A 16,556-nucleotide genomic window follows, 5' to 3' on the forward strand; every position below is an offset into this window, starting at 1 on the left:
CCGTGAGGGACCATGCCGGAGATCAAACGAACGGCGAAGGCTGAAGGGGACCTGATTGATATCTGGGTCTACATTGCACAGGACAACGTTTCTGCCGCCGACCGCCTGCTTGACCGCATCGAAGAGAAGTTCTTTGTTCTGGCTGAACAACCGCGCCTTGGTCCCCGACGTCCCGACATAGCGCCAGAGCTTCGTTATTTTCCAGTCGGAAATTATCTGATCCTGTACCGCGAAATCTCCGCAGGCGTAGAGATTGTCCGTTTGTTCACGGCGCGCGTAGGCTAGCGAGCCTGTTTTCTTCCTGATCCGATTTTCCATCCCAAGGGCCGGGGGCCACAGCGGCCAGCACCCGCAGAAACGGCTCGGGGCCTAGGGGACGTTCTCAATTGAGCTAACTCATCACGAAAATCAAGCCCGTAGGTCGGGTCAGGTCAGGGATGGCTACCATCCGACGGAGGTGGCTGGCAGACGGCGGATGGTGCAAGCTTATCCGCCCTACGCGGGCTCATAACGGGTTGTTGTCCTTATATAATTTGTTAATTGAGAACGCCCCCTAGGCGCAATATTTGTTCCGTTGGTGTTGATTCATATGTGGTGGTGATTCATATGCTTACGCGCATGGAATTGGTTCGCCAAAGGCGAGGATGTAACCATTATTATCACAGATATAGAACTCACGCATGCCGTACCAGGTATCTGCCAATTCTTTTTCTATCCTTACCTTGTCTTTGATCTTGTCATAAAAAGACTCGACGTTTTCCATATCGATATACAGGGAAACAGAGGCCCCGATATCCATTGTTGAGAAAGCAGGAACATCTTTCCTATACTCATCCTGGCGCATGAACATCACAAATACTTCATCACGATGCACCACCGCATAGGCATATTTCCTACCTGCCTGCAATTCCGCTTCCATAATCCGCTCATTCTCCGGTACAACCAGGTCCGGAGAAAAGCCTAATAGGTCGACGTAAAAGCGGATCGATTCCACGACATCGGCAACCATCAAATTCGGAGTAAGCTTCTTCATCTTTGTTTCCATAACATACTCTCTTGTATGATTTTTCGTTTTAAAGCCCCGTGTCATCGGCTGAAGAAGTACTCTATCATGGGCGCTGATCCACGTGCTTCTAGTACCCAATTTCATCCGATTTTGCTGGTTGTCATTTGTCATCTCGACCGCAGGGAGAGAGCTTAGCGAAGCGAGAAGTCCTTGTCCCGACGAAGGAGGGATCTTGTAACTTTGTGGTTGTCTCATCGCCAAAGATCCCTCACTACGCTCGAGACAAGGATTTCTCCCTTCGGTCGAGATGACAGCGATTGGTTGTACCGGAAAATTTTACTGAAACTGGGTACTAGGTCCTGTTGACATTTAACCCTAACCGATTGTTTTTAATATATTAAATGGCTGTAACGCCCAAGCGGTTCGCACCGCGGACTCTACAGTCAATCAAGTGGTTAGTGTAGGGTCCGCTGTGTGGACCTTCTAAATGTCAACACGACCTAGTTTTTCCGAACTTGGGAGCCCGATATGCCCAACCCCACGCAACCGGACGGGGAAATGATGGAGAAAAGCAAGGATGCCGGCCGCTCATGGCTGGATGCCCTGGCGGTGTATCTCAATCCCCGGGTGGTCGCGATGTTGTTGCTGGGCTTCTCGGCCGGTCTGCCGCTGCTGTTGGTGTTCGGGACCCTCTCCGCCTGGCTGCGCGAGGCGGGTGTCGACCGCAGCACCATCGGCCACATCTCCTGGGTGGCGACCCTGTATGCCCTGAAATTCGTCTGGGCACCGCTCGTGGACCGGATCCCGGTGCCCCTGCTCAGCCGGCGCTTGGGACAGCGTCGGGGCTGGATGCTGCTGGCGCAGGGGGGGGTGATCGCCGGGTTGCTGCTGATGGCGACCAACGACCCCAATCAGGCCCTGGGCATGCTGGTGGCGGCGGCCCTGCTGGTAGCCTTCGCGTCGGCCACTCAGGATATCGCCATCGACGCCTGGCGCATCGAGGCGGTGGCGGTGGACCTCCAGGGCGCGATGGCCGCTACCTACCAGATGGGCTACCGGATCGGCATGATCATGGCCGGGGCGGGGGCCCTCTATTTCGCCGAGTATCTGTCCTGGTCCCAGTCCTACGCCATCATGGCCCTGTGCATGGGGATCGGCGTGCTTACCGTCCTGCTGATCCCCGAGCCGACCCGCAAGATCGATCGGGAGACCTGGCGCCGAGAGGAGCGGGTGGTGCGCTTCATCGAGGGCTCGGCCCACCTGTCGGATCGGAGGCGTGAGCTCAGTGCCTGGTTCATCGGCGCCATCGTTTGCCCCTTCACCGAATTCATTGCCCGCAACGGCTGGCGGGTGGCGCTGCTCATCCTGGCCTTCATCGGGGTCTTTCGCCTGTCCGATATTACCCTGAGCGTCATGGCCAACCCCTTCTATATCGACATGGGCTACAGCAAGGAAGAGATCGCCAGTGTCACCAAGGTCTTCGGCCTGATTATGACCATGGTGGGGGCGGCGCTGGGCGGGGTCGTCGTGGTCCGTTTCGGCGTCATGCGCATCCTGTTGGTGGCCGCCGCTATGGTGGCCGGAACCAACCTGATCTTCGCCTGGTTGGCAACCCAGTCGGCGGATATCACCCTCCTGGCACTGGTCATCTCCGCGGACAACCTGAGTGCCGGACTCGCCGGGTCGGTGTTCATTGCCTATCTGTCTGGCCTCGCCAACCGGGCCTACACCGCCACCCAGTACGCCCTGTTCAGCTCGCTGATGCTGCTCCCGGCAAAGTTTCTCGGGGGCTTTTCCGGCGATATCGTGGACGCGACCGACTATGTCTTCTTCTTTACCTACGCGGCCATACTCGGCCTGCCGGCCATCCTGCTGGTGCTGGTGCTGATGCGGGTCAAATTACCGACAGCCTCGGCCCCCGAGTCGGCCGGCGCGGCACCGTCGCCACAGGGGACAAAAGAGGGGGCGTGATAGTTACGGCTCGCTTGGGTGGTCACCCTGCCGAGAATCCATCGCTGGGTAGTGGTAAATTTTTAAGTGGTGGACGAGCCACCCAATCGTCAGATTCTCACTGCTTTTGCCATCCTTGGCGTCTGGATTCCGGCACTCCCTATCGGAATGACGAGGCGGGGTCTCAATGCCATTAAGTTAAGAGGCCGTCTAAAAACTAACCCATTGATTTTCGGCTGGCTCCCCACGCTCCAGCGTGGGAGCAGATCTCGACGCTCCAGCGTTGATTAGGCGCCTCGATAGGCTAACAGCCAACGCCTATCAGCACAGAGGAGCTGAGTCCGCTGGAGCGGACAAGACGGCGTTCCCACGCTGGAGCGTGGGAACGAGTGCGAGCAGGGGTAGTGGTAAATTCATAAGTGTTAAAGTAGAGCGGTTCATCTTTTTGATCCCCTCTCCCGCCGGAGGGCTTTGAGGCTTAACTTAATGGTATTGGGATCCAGCCTTGGTCCACATCCACCAGCCAGCCCAGATGAATTGGGATGCGCTATACCCGAAATCGGGATCGGGATCGAAATCGGAATCCCGATTTCGATCCCGATTTCGATTCCGACCGACCAAACCCTCCAATCGTTGGTTGAGCACAGGCTATCAGGTTGAATGTCAACAACCCCTGATACTCAATAGTCATGCTGCAATCGGCTCTACCTTCGCGCGCGGCATCTGCTCCGCCTGCCAAAGATCATATCCGGTCTGCATCGAAAGCCACATTTCTGCACTGGTACCAAGTGCCTCGGACAGACGCAGGGCCATATCCACACTGATCCCTGCCCGTCGATTCAAAATCGCTGACAAAGATTGTCGCGTCACGCCCAACCTGCGTGCCGCCTCGGTAACGCTCATACCTTCCGGCAGATATTCGCGCAGTACCTCTCCGGGATGTGCGGGATCATGCATGCGTGACATTTTTACCTCAAGTTAATGGTAATCTAAGTAATCGACATCGATGGCATCCCCATTTTCAAAGCGAAAAACGAGGCGCCAGTTACCGCTCACTGTGACCGCCCAACCACCGGACAGATCGCCCTTCAGGCGATGCAGTCGCCACCCCGGAGCATTCATATCTTCAGGTCTTGTAGCGTGATCCAGCGCTGTAAGGAGAATCCGCAACTTCACGGCATGCTGGGGGTGTATCCTGCTTTTGGTCCCGGTTCTGAAAAACGCCTCGAGCCCTTTGTGCCGGAAGCCACTTATCATATCCAAACCGTAAGCTGTCAGGTGACGCTTGTCAAGAAAATAGAAATACTACCCAAACATTCTGCAAGCCAAGTTCGAACAGGCGGTTCCGCCGATTGGATGCGTCGGCGCTGTCTTCGACGAGATTCTGGTGCCGGCCGTTGCCGGCAGTTGGTTCAGCAATAGTGGACTGTTCGACTTGCATCGAGCCCCCGTCAGGCGATAGGTTTCCCATTCGTTTTCCAATTCTACTTTGTCACATTACCTGGTAATCCACTGCCTTATAAGGAGTCTGCAAAATTGTGAAATATATAGAAATCAGTTTGTTAGTTCATAATGTGACAAAGTAGAATCAGAAAGATGCAAAAAGACTATGATCCGCACTGGATAGAGGCCGCGGTGCAGGCCTATTGGGAAGCGAACCGGTCTTTTGTGGCAGTGGAAGATCCGGAGAAGGAGAAGTTCTATTGCCTGTCGATGTTCCCTTACCCTTCCGGGCGCCTCCACATGGGACATGTGCGCAACTACACCATTGGGGATGTGATCGCCCGCTATCAGCGCATGTTGGGCAAGAACGTGCTGCAACCCATGGGTTGGGACGCCTTTGGCTTGCCGGCGGAGAACGCCGCCATCAAGCATGGGATTCCGCCGTCCCAATGGACCCGATCCAACGTGGAGTATATGAAGACCCAGCTCAAGCGGTTGGGCTTCGGCTATGACTGGGACCGGGAGCTGACTACCTGTGACCCGGACTACTACCGCTGGGAACAGTGGTTGTTCACACGCCTGATGGAGAAGGGGTTGGCCTACCAAGCCAAGGCGACGGTGAACTGGGACCCGGTGGACCAAACGGTGTTGGCCAATGAGCAGGTGATCGACGGCAAGGGCTGGCGTTCCGGGGCACCGGTGGAGAAACGGGAGATCCGGCAGTGGTTCGTGCGTATCACGGACTATGCCCAGGAGTTGCTGGATGGGCTCGAGGGGCTCGACGGCTGGCCGGAGCAGGTACGCGCCATGCAGCGCAACTGGATCGGGCGCTCGGAGGGCGTGTACATGGTATTCGGCATCCGGGGCTCGGACGAGCCGCTGGGGATCTACACCACCCGCCCGGACACCCTCATGGGCGTCACCTACATGGCCGTGGCCGCCGAGCACCCGCTGGCGCGCCGGGCCGCCGAGGACGACCCGCAGCTCGCGGCCTTTATCGAGGAATGCCGCCGGGGGGGTATCTCCGAGGCCGAGCTCGAGACCATGGAAAAGCAGGGCTACCCCCTCGGCATCGATGCCATCCATCCGATCACCGATGAGCCGGTGCCCATCTTCGCCGCCAACTTTGTGCTCATGAGCTACGGCACCGGGGCCGTGATGTCAGTGCCGGCCCACGACGCCAGAGATTTCGAGTTTGCGAAAAAGTATGGCCTGCCGATAAAAAGGGTCATCATCTCCGAGGAAGTTGATGCACTTGAACGTGCGCTTCGAGACGGACCCGTGAGCGCAGGTGATGGTCTCCCTCACAAGGGGCCTGAGATTCAACAAGAATTTTTGGAGAGGGAGCTTGAACGAGCAGAAGCAGCGTCGCAACTTCCTTTCCTGGACCAGGGTGTTCTGGTTGATTCCGGCCCCTTCACCGGCCTGACCAGTGCGGAGGCCTTCGGTGCGATCGCGGACTGGTTGGCAAAGCGGGGCAAGGGGGAGCGACGGGTAAACTTCCGGCTACGGGATTGGGGCGTGTCCCGCCAACGCTACTGGGGGTGCCCGATCCCCGTGGTCCATATCCCGGACGGCACCGTGCGTCCCGAGACCGAGCTCCCGGTACGCTTGCCCGCGAACCTGGTCGTGGACGGCTCCGGCTCGCCCCTCAAGCAGCTGTCTTCATTCTCGGAACTCGCCGACGGCGAGTCCCGAGAGACGGATACCTTCGACACCTTCTTCGAGTCCTCCTGGTACTATGCCCGCTATTGCTCCAGCGGCTGCGCCACCGCCATGCTGGACGAACGCGCCCGCTATTGGCTGCCGGTGGATCAGTACGTGGGCGGCATCGAGCACGCGGTGCTGCACCTGCTCTATGCCCGCTTCTTCCACAGGCTGATGCGCGATGAGGGACTCGTGGATTGCGACGAGCCCTTCGTCCAGCTGCTCACTCAGGGCATGGTGGTGGCGGAGACCTACTTTCGCGAGGACGCCGCGGGCCACCGGCACTGGTTCAACCCGGTGGACGTGGAGGTGGAGCGGGACGAGAAGGGCCGCTTGGTAGCGGCACGGCTCAAGGAAGATGGGGGGCCCGTCACCTACGGCGGCCTCGAGAAGATGTCCAAATCCAAGCACAACGGCGTAGACCCCCAGGCCCTGGTCGATCGCTATGGGGCGGACACGGTGCGGCTCTACACCATGTTCACCTCACCCCCGGACCAGACCCTGGAGTGGAATGACGAGGGCGTGGAAGGCGCCGCGCGCTTTCTGAGAAGGCTCTGGAATCTGGCGTGGTACATGGATGGATCGCTGAGCAGTGGCGGAGCAGACGATGGTTCAGGCTATGGTGTGGGGGGCGGTGGGTTCGGGCACGGATACCCCGATGGTTCGGGCAGCGGCGTAGGCTTTGGCTCTGGCTTCGGAGTTGGCAATGAGGAGGGGTCTGGATATGGAGACGTTGACCTGTTGCACAAAGATTGCCGAAATCAGATCCATACCGCCCTGAAAAAGGCCCGGTTCGATTATGAACGTCGGCAATTCAATACCGTGGTCTCTGGCTGTATGACCATGGTCAATGCTCTGTATCGGCTCGACGATTCCCCCGCCGGAATGGCGGTGCTGCGAGAGGGCTTGAGTATCGTACTGCGGCTCCTAGGTCCCATCGCCCCTCACATTACCCACCAACTATGGCGGGATCTGGGCTACGGCGAGGACATCCTGGACGCGGCGTGGCCGGTGGTGGACGAGACGGCCCTGCGGCAGGACACCATCGAATACGTGGTTCAGGTCAATGGCAAGGTGCGGGGCAAGATCCGAGTCACCGCGGACGCGGGACGGGAGGTCGTCGAGCAGGCCGCTCTCGCCAACGAGAATGTACGCAAATTTGTCGGCGCGGCCCAAGTCCGCAAGGTCATCCTGGTGCCACGCAAGCTGGTCAATGTGGTGGCACGCTGATGAGAAAGAGTATCCCCGGACTTGAGCATTTCCTGAGGTGCGAATCCGCCGTGCGCGATTCGTTCGCAGTGGGCCTTCTCCTGGCGGCATTGCTGGCAACCAGCGCCTGTGGCTTCAAGCTGAGGGGTGACGTGGAGGTCCCCTCCGAGTTCAGTCCCGTGTTCGTCCAGCCGCAGCACAGATCGCCGGTGGGCAACGAGATCGTTCGGCAACTCCACGGATCCCAGGTGCAGCTGGCCGCTGGGCCCCGGCAGGCTCGGATGATCATACGCCTCAGTAACGAGCGGCGTTCCTCCCGGGTCGTCGCCGTAGATCGCGGCGGCAAGGTCCTGGCGCGCGAGCTCCACTATGGCCTGACCTTCGACGCGGTGACCCCGGACGGGAAACAGTTGGTACCGCAACAGTCCCTCGACCTGGTGCGCAGCTACGAAGATCCCAACGTCGAGGTACTCGGCAAGCAGTCGGAGAGTGAACTGATCTACGCGGATATGTTCAGCGATGCCGCCAACCGTATCCTGACCCGTCTCCGGGTCATGTTGCGCCAAAGCGATTGAAGAAAGAGGAATACTATAATGATAACGTTTAAGAAACTTTGGGATAATCACCCAACAATTACGGGAAATGACAACCCATGTACCACTAACGGAAAATCAAATTTTTCAAATCAATGTGCAATTCGGATGGGTGTAGCTCTAGCTAAATGCGGTGTAAAAACAACACGAATTCCGGGAGCAATACACTGTTGGTATGGTCACGATAAATCGGAGGGGCATGTGGTTAGAGCGGAAGAATTGGCCAATGGCTTGAATAAATATCCTATTGCTGGAATACAAAAAGTTATAAAAGTCTCTCCTGAGAATTTTTCTAAAGATCTATCGGGCAAAACAGGCATTATCTTTTTTAAAGATTATTGGCGAAGAACTAATAATGGTAAAAAGGAAAGCTTCAGAAACAGAAGTGGCGACCACATCGATTTGTGGAATGGATCGAGACTTACCGACTGGTTCACCTGGGTTAGAATTCAAGCTGGATTTTCATGGGAGGGAAGATTCTCGGACTACACCAAATCAAGAGAGATATGGTTCTGGAGGATAATATAGCATGAGAAAAATCATACTGTTCCTCTTGACGATATCGGTCTTGCTATTTCTCTGTTATCGATTACTTTTTATATTTCTGGATTTAAGCAGCGCTTACATGGAAAGTGATTCGGATATAAATAGTGCGGGAAAGTTATTTCTTTTTGTTTCTCCAGTGATAATTATCGGAGGCGTGTGGATTACCTATTGTGCTTTGCGTATTTCGGCGGGTTCTATGAAATATAGCAATCGTATTTCTGCTATTTTATCAGTGTATGGAGGGCTTCTAGGTGTCGTTATCGCTGACTTAGCACTACATGCTGTTATCATTGAAATAGAAAGTCACTTTATCCTAAACACGATCTTGGCATTGTCGTTTGCTGTTTCGGCGACTGTAACCTTTTTTTATGCCAAAAGGCACCTGATAAAGAGCTCAGCGGATGCTGAAAAGCGCGCCGCTGAGGATATGGCATGCGCATCCAGATCCAGCAGCTCGCAGACAACCTGAAGCATAAGCTGGCACCGGTCTATCTGCTTTACGGCGACGAACCGCTGCAGCTCGGCGAAGCGGCCGCGGCGGTGCGGGGCACGGCCCGCGCTCAGGGATTCGAGGAGCGGGAGCTGCTGGAGTGTGAGCCGGGATTCGATTGGGGCCGTCTCGCGGCCGCCGCCGCGGCGCGCTCTTTGTTCTCCGACCGCAAGCTCATCGAGCTGCGGCTCAACGCGACGCGCATCGGTCGCGAGGGCAGCGAGGCGGTGCGCGCCTATTGCCGTGACCCCGCGGAAGACAACCGACTGCTTATCCTGGCCCCGGAGCTGGAGCGCAGAGAGCTCCAGGCCAAGTGGGTGCAGGTGCTGGACCGAATCGGTGTCCTGCTCCAGGTACGACAGATCCAAGGGCGACACCTGGTCGCCTGGATCGAGCAGCGACTGCGGGAGCGGGGGCTGCGCCCGGAGCCCGGCGTGACCGAGCTGCTGAGCGAGCGAGTCGAGGGGAATCTGCCGGCGGCGGCCCAAGAGGTAGAGAAGCTCCGGCTCCTTTATGGAACAGGCGACCTGGATCGGGAGCGGCTCGTCAGTGCCATCTCCGACGGTGCCCGCTACGACCTGTTCGACCTCCCGGACGCGGCGCTGGGCGGGGATCGGGCCCGGGTCCACCGAATCGTCAATACCCTGGCGGCGGAGGGGACCGCTCCCGCACTGGTGCTCTGGGCCCTGGCCCGGGAGCTGCGTATGTTGGCGGCGGTCTCCCATGCCGCCCAAGGCGGCGGGACCGCCGCCGCCTTGCGGATGCATAAGGTCTGGGAGTCACGTCAATCCCGCGTGCTGGCGGCACTGAAACGACTCTCCACGGAGTACCTGCAAGACCTGCTGGTCCGGTGTGCAGCAGCCGATCGCAGCATCAAGGGCTTGACCACCGGCGATCCCTGGCAGGCCCTGGCGGCCATCGCCGACGACCTGGCGGGCGCTCGGCAGGGCGGGCGGGCGTAAGTTGTTTCCGGCGACCGGTCGCTAGCTTCCGATCCCCGAGCCCGTTTGTCCAGTCTGTGACATAATGAATAATTCAGCATGGATTCCAGACTGCTTTGTCTAGCTGCGGAGTTCATGTATCGCTTCTCGCTACCGAACCGTTCGCCGCGTTCATTACACCCCACGGTTGCACCGCGGTCCTGCCGGGAGTGTAGGATGTGGTGAGCCGCCGGGCGCGTCTCGCGCCTGGCGGCGAACCGCATCGATGCGTTGGAGTCCGGCGACTGGTCGCTGGTGACTGGAGCCCGTGGTCGGTGGGCACAGCTCACCCTACGGCCATGCCGGGGGTGGCGGGTAAACAGTCTGGAATCCATAAAGAGCCAATAATTTACTCTTCCCACCTCCCGTGACCATGCGCTTGCCGCTTGCGAGGATTTCCCTATGAGCTTTTTCATCTCCGATGCCCTGGCGCAAGAAGGCGGCGCCTCGGGCGATCCGTTGCTCGGTCTGCTGTTCCCGATCGGCCTGGTGGTGATCCTGTATTTCCTGATGATCCGCCCGCAGGTGAAGCGCCAGAAGGAACACAAGAAGATGGTCGAGGCCCTGGCCAAGGGCGACGAGGTGACGACCGTAGGCGGCATCGTCGGGCGCATCACCGAGCTGGGAGATAACTTTGCCGAGCTGGAGGTGGCGGACGACATCAAGGTGAAGATTCGCCGCCAGTCGGTCGAGTCCGTGTTGCCGAAAGGTTCGATCAAAGAGTTGTGACGCGGCGGGATACCCTCATCCGAGCCGGAGGTCTTGAGGTCTGGGAGGTCTTAGGGCCTGCATGCGGTTGCGGCGGTGCCACCTGGCGGCGACCTGTTCCGATAATTTCTGGCCGGACCCGTCTCCCGAGGCAGGAACCCAGGCTCGCTTTCGATGACAGATGCGCGATGGAGTCCCCATGAACCGCTATCCGTTGTGGAAAAATCTGCTGATTCTGGGGGTGATCCTGGTCGGCATCCTGTTCGCCTTACCCAATCTCTTTTCTCAGAATCCTTCCATCGAGGTGACAGGTGCCCGAGGCATCGAGGTGACGGACGCCGGTGTGGACGAGATCAAGGCCGCTCTGGAGAACGCTGGCGTCGAGTATCGGGCCATCGAAAGGCGCGAGGGCGGGAAGTTGCTGGTGCGCTTCGCGACCTCCGGCGACCAGCTGCGGGGCCAGGAGGCCATCGAGGGGACCCTTTCGGACCGCTACAACAGCGCCCTGACCCTGGCCCCGAATCTCCCCGGATTTCTCCGCACCCTGGGTCTCCAGCCCATGTTTTTGGGGTTGGACCTGCGCGGCGGCATCCATGTGCTGATCGACGTGGACATGGATGCGGCGGTCGACCAGGCCCTGGAGCGTTATACCGGCGATATCCGCACCCTGCTGCGCAAGCAGAAGGTCCGCTATCTGACCGTGACCAGGGATCGGAAGCGGGTGAAGGTCAAGTTTCGCGATGCCCGAACCCGGGACCAGGCGGAGGCGCTGATCGGAACGGAGTTCGGCGAGCTGGTCCTGGAGGGTGGGGATGACGGCAGTGCCTTCTTCGTTTACGGGTCCCTGACGCCCACCGATGAGCAGGCGGTCAAGCGGTTCGCCCTGGAGCAGAATATCACCACCTTGCGCAATCGCGTCAACGCCTTGGGCGTGGCCGAGCCCATCATCCAGCGGCAGGGTGAGCGGCGCATCCTGGTTCAGCTCCCCGGTGCCCGGGACCCGGGTCGGCTCAAGGAAATCCTAGGGGCGACAGCGACCCTGGAGTATCGCCTGGTGGATACCGGGCATAGTGTTCAGGACGCGGTGGACGGCCGCGTGCCCGTAACCAGCAAGCTCTACCAGGATCGGGACGGCCGGCCGGTCCTGTTGCTGCGCCGGGTGATCGTCACCGGCGACCAGATCACGGATGCCGCCGCCGGTTTCGACCAACGCAGTGGTCAGCCGGCGGTCTTCGTGAGCCTGGACGGGCAGGGGGCCCGCCGCATGCGCAAGGTGACCACCGAGAATGTGGGCAAGCCCATGGCGGTGGTCTTCATCGAGAACCGTACCCTCACGCGCTTGGTGGACGGGAAGCCGGTGAAGCGCAAGGTGCGCACGGAAGAAGTGATCAGCGTCGCCAATATTCTGGAGCCCTTCGGCCGTCGCTTCCAGACCACGGGCCTGGACAGCTCCAACGAGGCCCACAATCTGGCCCTGCTGTTGCGGGCCGGCGCCTTGGCCGCCCCCATCGAGATCGTCGAGGAGCGCACCATTGGTCCCAGCTTGGGTCAGGACAACATCGATCAGGGCGTTAGGTCGGTAATCATCGGCTTTATCCTGGTGGTGCTCTTCATGGCGGGTTACTACCGGATCTTCGGCCTGGTGGCAGACCTGGTGCTGTTCGTCAATCTGGTGATGATCGTCGCCGTGCTCTCCCTGCTGCAGGCGACCCTGACCCTGCCGGGAATCGCCGGTATCGTGCTGACGGTGGGTATGGCGGTGGACGCCAATGTGCTCATCTTCGAGCGCATCCGCGAGGAGATCCGCAACGGCAGCTCGCCCCAGGCGAGCATCCACGCGGGTTATGAGAAGGCCCTGTCCACCATCGTGGACGCCAACATCACCACCCTGATCGCCGCAGTGGTGTTGTTCAGCTTCGGTACCGGACCCATCAAGGGCTTCGCGGTGACCCTGTTCATCGGGATCGTCACCTCCATGTTCACCGCTATCCTAGGCAGCCGCGCCCTGATCAACCTCATCTATGGCGGACGGCGGGTGGGCGGGCTGGCTATCTAGTACCAGCGTTATCCACCAATGAACGCAAATCAACGCAAATGAATCAAGAACCGGTAGTGGTCATTTTTCATTAGCTGTCATGTCCCTGATGATTACATAGGGAGTAAAATTGGGTCATTGTTGCGTGCGCGAGAGGTTATGGAGTTGCTAGTAGCCCCGTCGGTCCCGGAGAACACACCATGAATATCCACTTGCATGCCAATGCGACCACCACCCCGAAGACCCGCCAATACATTCAAGCGTCCCACCAGTCCGTCACGCAACTGGCCGATGAACTGGGCGTGAGTGAGGATACCATCCGCCGCTGGAAACGCCGTGACGGCGTTGCCGATGGCTCCCACACGCCCCACCGCTTGCAGACTACCCTCACCCCGACCCAGAAAGCCGTGGTCGTAGAACTGCGTAAGACGCTGCTGCTGCCACTTGATGACCGGTTGGTGGTCACTCGTGAGTTTATCCACCCCGACCTCTCCCGATCAGCTCTGGACCGCTGTCTGCGCCGCCATGGGGTCGCCAACCTCAAGACCCTGCTACCCCAGGAGGACGGTGTGCAGACACCCCCCCACAAAACCTTCAAGGACTACGCCCCCGGCTTTGTGCACGTCGATGTCAAGTACCTGCCCCAAATGCCAGACCAAGACCAGCGCACGGACCTGTTCGCCGCCATTGATCGGGCCACGCGTTGGGTCTACGTCGAAATCCTCAAGGACAAGTCGGCAACCACCGCCAGCGGTTTCCTGAAGCGCCTGATCGACACCGCTCCGTTCAAAATCACCACGCTCCTAACCGACAACGGCAAGGAATTTACCGACCGCTTCTGCGCCTCCGGCGAGCGCCAACCAACCGCTGCTCATGCCTTCGATCAGGTCTGTGCTGACAACCGCATCCAGCATCGCTTGACCAAGCCCAGAACCCCCCGAACCAATGGTATGGTCGAACGCTTCAACGGCCGCATTGCCGATGTGCTGCGCTCCAATCGCTTCGAATCCGCCGCTTCTCTCCAGGCAACCCTCATCCGCTTCGTCCACCTGTATAATCACAACATCCCGCAACAAAACTTGCACCACAAAACACCCCTACAAACGCTCAAACACTGGTACGCTCAACAGCCCCGATTGTTCAATAAAATTCCGCGTAATCATCCGGGACCTGACAATGTAAAGCCCGAAGTTCCTTTGCAAGCACCTTTGGTCTTGAATTAAATGCGAAATGCTCACGTTGGTCAGTGTGAACGTCTTTTGATGTTGGGCATTCAGGCAATTTTACATTTCCGTAACGAGAGGACACGCATTCTCGGTTTTCTTTGCTAAGGAACAATCACGTGATAATCGCCTTTAATAGTATTATTTTCTTGGAGGTATGTCGCAGAAAGGTTTATTTCTGATAACTTAGCGGAAGTATATGAATCAAAGCAACTATGCACCTTGATGTAATAAGAAATATAATAACCCAAAATAAATCGGAATGATAAGTTACGGGCTTAACTGGTGGCCCTCCCTGGCGAGCCACGAGTTTGCCTGTGGTTATCTCAATATCCGTATAGCATTTCAGCCGATGCGCAGCAAGTGCGCCATGGGGAACGGGCTTAGCGTGCTATCCGCACACTAACCACAGTGCCTCAGCGAACCGAGATACCGTATCCGCCGTGCCGGTCGGGTGCATTACCCGCAAGTCTTTAGCAACCGGCTTTCCCTGCTTCGCCAGGACCTCTTGGGCAGCGGATAAGCGTTCGATCTGGCCGTAGGACACCAGCCCGATCAGCAGGGCATCCCGAATGCAGCGGATGCTTTCATCATGAAAGGGGCGTAAGGCACGTGTAGAATTGGCAGTAGCCATGGCCGAACCTCTCTGTCAGGTTGGGTTGTGGTTAGGGCCTCGGTACGGCTGCAACCGTACCGGGGTCCGCCCGTTCAGGGTCTACCTGAACGGGTTCAAGGATTATAGCGATTCTCCGGCTTAAACGTCCAGACTGGTTTGCGGATGCTCTGCCTTGCCCATGACAGTCGGCGTATCGAACCGCTTGCCTTCCAGGATTTCGGGCACGGATAGAATCTGCATCTTTGGGTAGGGCCGCGCCGAACGTTCAAATTCCAAGTCGCCCGCTTCACTGGCGAATTGCTGAAAATTCTGCATCTTACGGTCGCCCAATGGCTCCATAACGATCAATCCGGCCAGCAACGCCTCCTCGTTTTCGAGCACGCCGCGCAGTTCCCGCAGCGCCGCAATCGTTACGTTCTTGCCGCCCTTGACCTCGATAATCATGCTTTGCAGCTCGCGTTCGCCATAAACGGAGAAATACAACCGTCCGTCGATCCCGCCGTCCGCCGTCCGCTTGGTGGTAACGAATCCGTCCACCTCCTCCACCGCCCACTTCTGGAACTGGTATTTGTCCCGTGCCCACAAGTCCTGTGCGCCTTCCAGGGTCCGGGGTACGCCATCGATCTCGAAATCTCTTCCCGCCTTCAATTTGCAACGCTCGCCGAGCCTGATGGCCGCTACGCGCTTTATCGCGTGAATGGCGATGTCGATGCCGATCCACTTGCGTTTGAGTCTGTGGGCCGCCTCAATCGTTGTGGCGCAACCACAGAAAGGATCAAGCACAACATTGCCTTCGTTGGTGCTGGCTTGAATTATCCGTTCTAACAGCGCCAATGGTTTTTGTGTGGCGTAACCAAGGCGTTCCTTGGACGTGTTGGGTATTCTCGGAATATCATCCCAAATGGATTGGGTGCGCGGGCCTGGTAACTCATCCAAGTAGACTTTCAGGCCGTCGAGGCGCGGGGCTCCATTCTTCTTGGTTAAGATTCGACCTTCCGACCAGAATTCTTCCAATTGCTCTTCGGTGTAAGCCCATCCCCGCGAAGGACCAGGCGTTGTGCCGCGCCACTCGAATTTTCCTGAGTCACTATCCGGCCTAGCCGCTGTCAGGTTATCGCCTTTATACATCCGGCCATCCGCACCTTTTTTGAATCGGGATAACTGAGCATCAGAATACCGCGATGCGTAAATATTGTTCCACGTCCACTTGTCGCTTTTGGAGTAGAACAAAATAATGTCGTGGATACGCCCGAACTGACGCCCGGAATTGTGGCTGGTGTTTCTTTTCCAGACAATTTCATTGCGGAAGTTCTCATGTCCGAATATCCCATCCATCATTACCTTGATGTAGTGGCTTGCGGTTGGATCGCAATGCAGGTAGACGGAGCCGGCAGGCCGCAGTAATCGCTTCATCACCGCGAGCCGTTGCACCATGTAGGACAGATACGCCAGCATTTTCGGGTTGCTGGCGCGTAGCGCATTCATCCAGAGCCGCCAAAACTCGACGGTTTCATCCTCGATTCCGGCTTCGCGCATCAGCACCGGCATCGTGCGAATCGCGCGTTCGCTTTCCTCATCCAGCGTCCATAAGTCGCAGAAAGCCTCAATTTGGACTGGTAGTGGTCGGCCAGTCTCGTCCTTGTAAATCGCGTTGTAGGCTTGATTCGAGTTGAACGGCGGGTCCAGGTAAATCAGATCAACACTGGACGATTTCATGTCTTGCATGATCGTCAGGCAATCGCCGTAATACAGACGGTTATGCCATTGCTCCTCGCAGGAAGGTTCCGAAGGCATCGTCGTTGTCCCGATGGTTGTACTTCCAGCATGATTCGGCCATGAACAGCGGAAGGTATTTGCGCGAGTAGTGATGATGGCTGCCGAACCATGCCCGCTTGACCAATGACCAAAAGTCTTCGATGGTATTGGTGTGGGTCTCGCCATCCGCGTATCGCTCGGCGTGATTGATGATCGCTCGCCGCATGATGGGGTTGACCGCGTTGTACGCCTTGTATTCGTCAGTTATCAGCAGTGAACCATCGGTATCGACGTG

The 16,556-nt window shown here is 57.8% G+C and carries 17 protein-coding genes; 10 read left to right on the plus strand and 7 right to left on the minus strand.

What is annotated here, in order from left to right; all coding sequences use genetic code 11:
- Positions 1-12: 12 nt before the first annotated feature.
- Positions 13-285, plus strand: a complete 273-nt coding sequence (locus E1958_RS17755; RefSeq protein WP_207787819.1) for a type II toxin-antitoxin system RelE/ParE family toxin — start codon at positions 13-15, stop codon at positions 283-285.
- Positions 286-610: 325 nt separating this feature from the next.
- On the opposite strand, the gene E1958_RS17760 is transcribed toward E1958_RS17755, so the two are convergent.
- Complete coding sequence (locus E1958_RS17760) at positions 611-1,045, minus strand: VOC family protein (protein WP_089727516.1); 435 nt, start codon at positions 1,043-1,045, stop codon at positions 611-613.
- A 489-nt stretch (positions 1,046-1,534) separates the two neighbouring features.
- On the opposite strand from E1958_RS17760, the gene E1958_RS17765 reads away from it, so the two are divergent.
- Entirely contained in the window at positions 1,535-2,977 is a 1,443-nt protein-coding gene (locus E1958_RS17765; protein WP_243448456.1) for an AmpG family muropeptide MFS transporter, read from the plus strand.
- Positions 2,978-3,643: 666 nt separating this feature from the next.
- Here E1958_RS17765 and E1958_RS17770 read toward each other — a convergent pair.
- The 3 genes from E1958_RS17770 to E1958_RS20530 are packed head-to-tail and all read right to left on the minus strand — an operon-like array spanning position 3,644 to position 4,397.
- Entirely contained in the window at positions 3,644-3,922 is a 279-nt protein-coding gene (locus E1958_RS17770) for a HigA family addiction module antitoxin (protein WP_089727829.1), read from the minus strand.
- A gap of 12 nt (positions 3,923-3,934) precedes the next feature.
- Positions 3,935-4,213: a type II toxin-antitoxin system RelE/ParE family toxin gene (locus tag E1958_RS17775; protein WP_133513050.1), complete on the minus strand. Its 279-nt coding sequence runs from the start codon at positions 4,211-4,213 to the stop codon at positions 3,935-3,937.
- Between the two features lie 31 nt (positions 4,214-4,244).
- Positions 4,245-4,397, minus strand: coding sequence for a hypothetical protein (locus tag E1958_RS20530; RefSeq protein WP_165742268.1), 153 nt, complete (start codon positions 4,395-4,397; stop codon positions 4,245-4,247).
- 155 nt (positions 4,398-4,552) lie between these two features.
- Between E1958_RS20530 and leuS the strand changes: the two genes are divergently transcribed.
- The 8 genes from leuS (at position 4,553) to E1958_RS17815 (ending at position 13,890) form a co-directional block, all read left to right on the plus strand.
- Positions 4,553-7,336, plus strand: coding sequence for a leucine--tRNA ligase (gene leuS, locus E1958_RS17780; protein WP_133513051.1), 2,784 nt, complete (start codon positions 4,553-4,555; stop codon positions 7,334-7,336).
- Complete coding sequence (locus E1958_RS17785) at positions 7,336-7,890, plus strand: LPS-assembly lipoprotein LptE (RefSeq protein WP_133513052.1); 555 nt, start codon at positions 7,336-7,338, stop codon at positions 7,888-7,890. Before leuS ends, E1958_RS17785 begins: the two co-directional genes overlap by 1 nt.
- Before the next feature lie 18 nt (positions 7,891-7,908).
- Positions 7,909-8,436, plus strand: coding sequence for a type VI secretion system amidase effector protein Tae4 (locus E1958_RS17790; protein WP_133513053.1), 528 nt, complete (start codon positions 7,909-7,911; stop codon positions 8,434-8,436).
- Between the two features lies 1 nt (position 8,437).
- On the plus strand, positions 8,438-8,923 hold the full coding sequence (locus E1958_RS17795; RefSeq protein ID WP_133513054.1) for a hypothetical protein: 486 nt from the start codon (positions 8,438-8,440) through the stop codon (positions 8,921-8,923).
- The gene (holA, locus tag E1958_RS17800) at positions 8,887-9,906 is read left to right on the plus strand and encodes a DNA polymerase III subunit delta (RefSeq protein WP_133513055.1); all 1,020 of its coding nucleotides are present in this window, start codon (positions 8,887-8,889) and stop codon (positions 9,904-9,906) included. The genes E1958_RS17795 and holA overlap by 37 nt, the downstream gene beginning before the upstream one ends.
- A gap of 420 nt (positions 9,907-10,326) precedes the next feature.
- Positions 10,327-10,653 carry a preprotein translocase subunit YajC gene (gene yajC / locus E1958_RS17805; RefSeq protein ID WP_089724177.1) on the plus strand — a complete coding sequence of 109 codons (327 nt, stop codon included), beginning with the start codon at positions 10,327-10,329 and terminating at the stop codon, positions 10,651-10,653.
- A gap of 178 nt (positions 10,654-10,831) precedes the next feature.
- Positions 10,832-12,688 carry a protein translocase subunit SecD gene (gene secD, locus E1958_RS17810; RefSeq protein ID WP_133513056.1) on the plus strand — a complete coding sequence of 619 codons (1,857 nt, stop codon included), beginning with the start codon at positions 10,832-10,834 and terminating at the stop codon, positions 12,686-12,688.
- A 179-nt stretch (positions 12,689-12,867) separates the two neighbouring features.
- Positions 12,868-13,890, plus strand: a complete 1,023-nt coding sequence (locus E1958_RS17815) for an IS481 family transposase (protein WP_133513057.1) — start codon at positions 12,868-12,870, stop codon at positions 13,888-13,890.
- Positions 13,891-14,281: 391 nt separating this feature from the next.
- Here the strand turns inward: E1958_RS17815 and E1958_RS17820 are convergent, their stop codons facing one another.
- The 3 genes from E1958_RS17820 to E1958_RS17830 form a co-directional block, all read right to left on the minus strand.
- Positions 14,282-14,524 carry a hypothetical protein gene (locus E1958_RS17820; protein WP_133513058.1) on the minus strand — a complete coding sequence of 81 codons (243 nt, stop codon included), beginning with the start codon at positions 14,522-14,524 and terminating at the stop codon, positions 14,282-14,284.
- 120 nt (positions 14,525-14,644) lie between these two features.
- Positions 14,645-16,300: a site-specific DNA-methyltransferase gene (locus E1958_RS17825; protein WP_133513059.1), complete on the minus strand. Its 1,656-nt coding sequence runs from the start codon at positions 16,298-16,300 to the stop codon at positions 14,645-14,647.
- The coding region (locus E1958_RS17830) for a transposase (RefSeq protein WP_166664692.1) at positions 16,263-16,556 on the minus strand (294 nt) is incomplete at its 5' end. The genes E1958_RS17825 and E1958_RS17830, both read right to left, overlap by 38 nt.

It is taken from the genome of Candidatus Thiosymbion oneisti, from assembly GCF_004359955.1.
Taxonomy (GTDB): domain Bacteria; phylum Pseudomonadota; class Gammaproteobacteria; order Chromatiales; family Chromatiaceae; genus Thiosymbion; species Thiosymbion oneisti.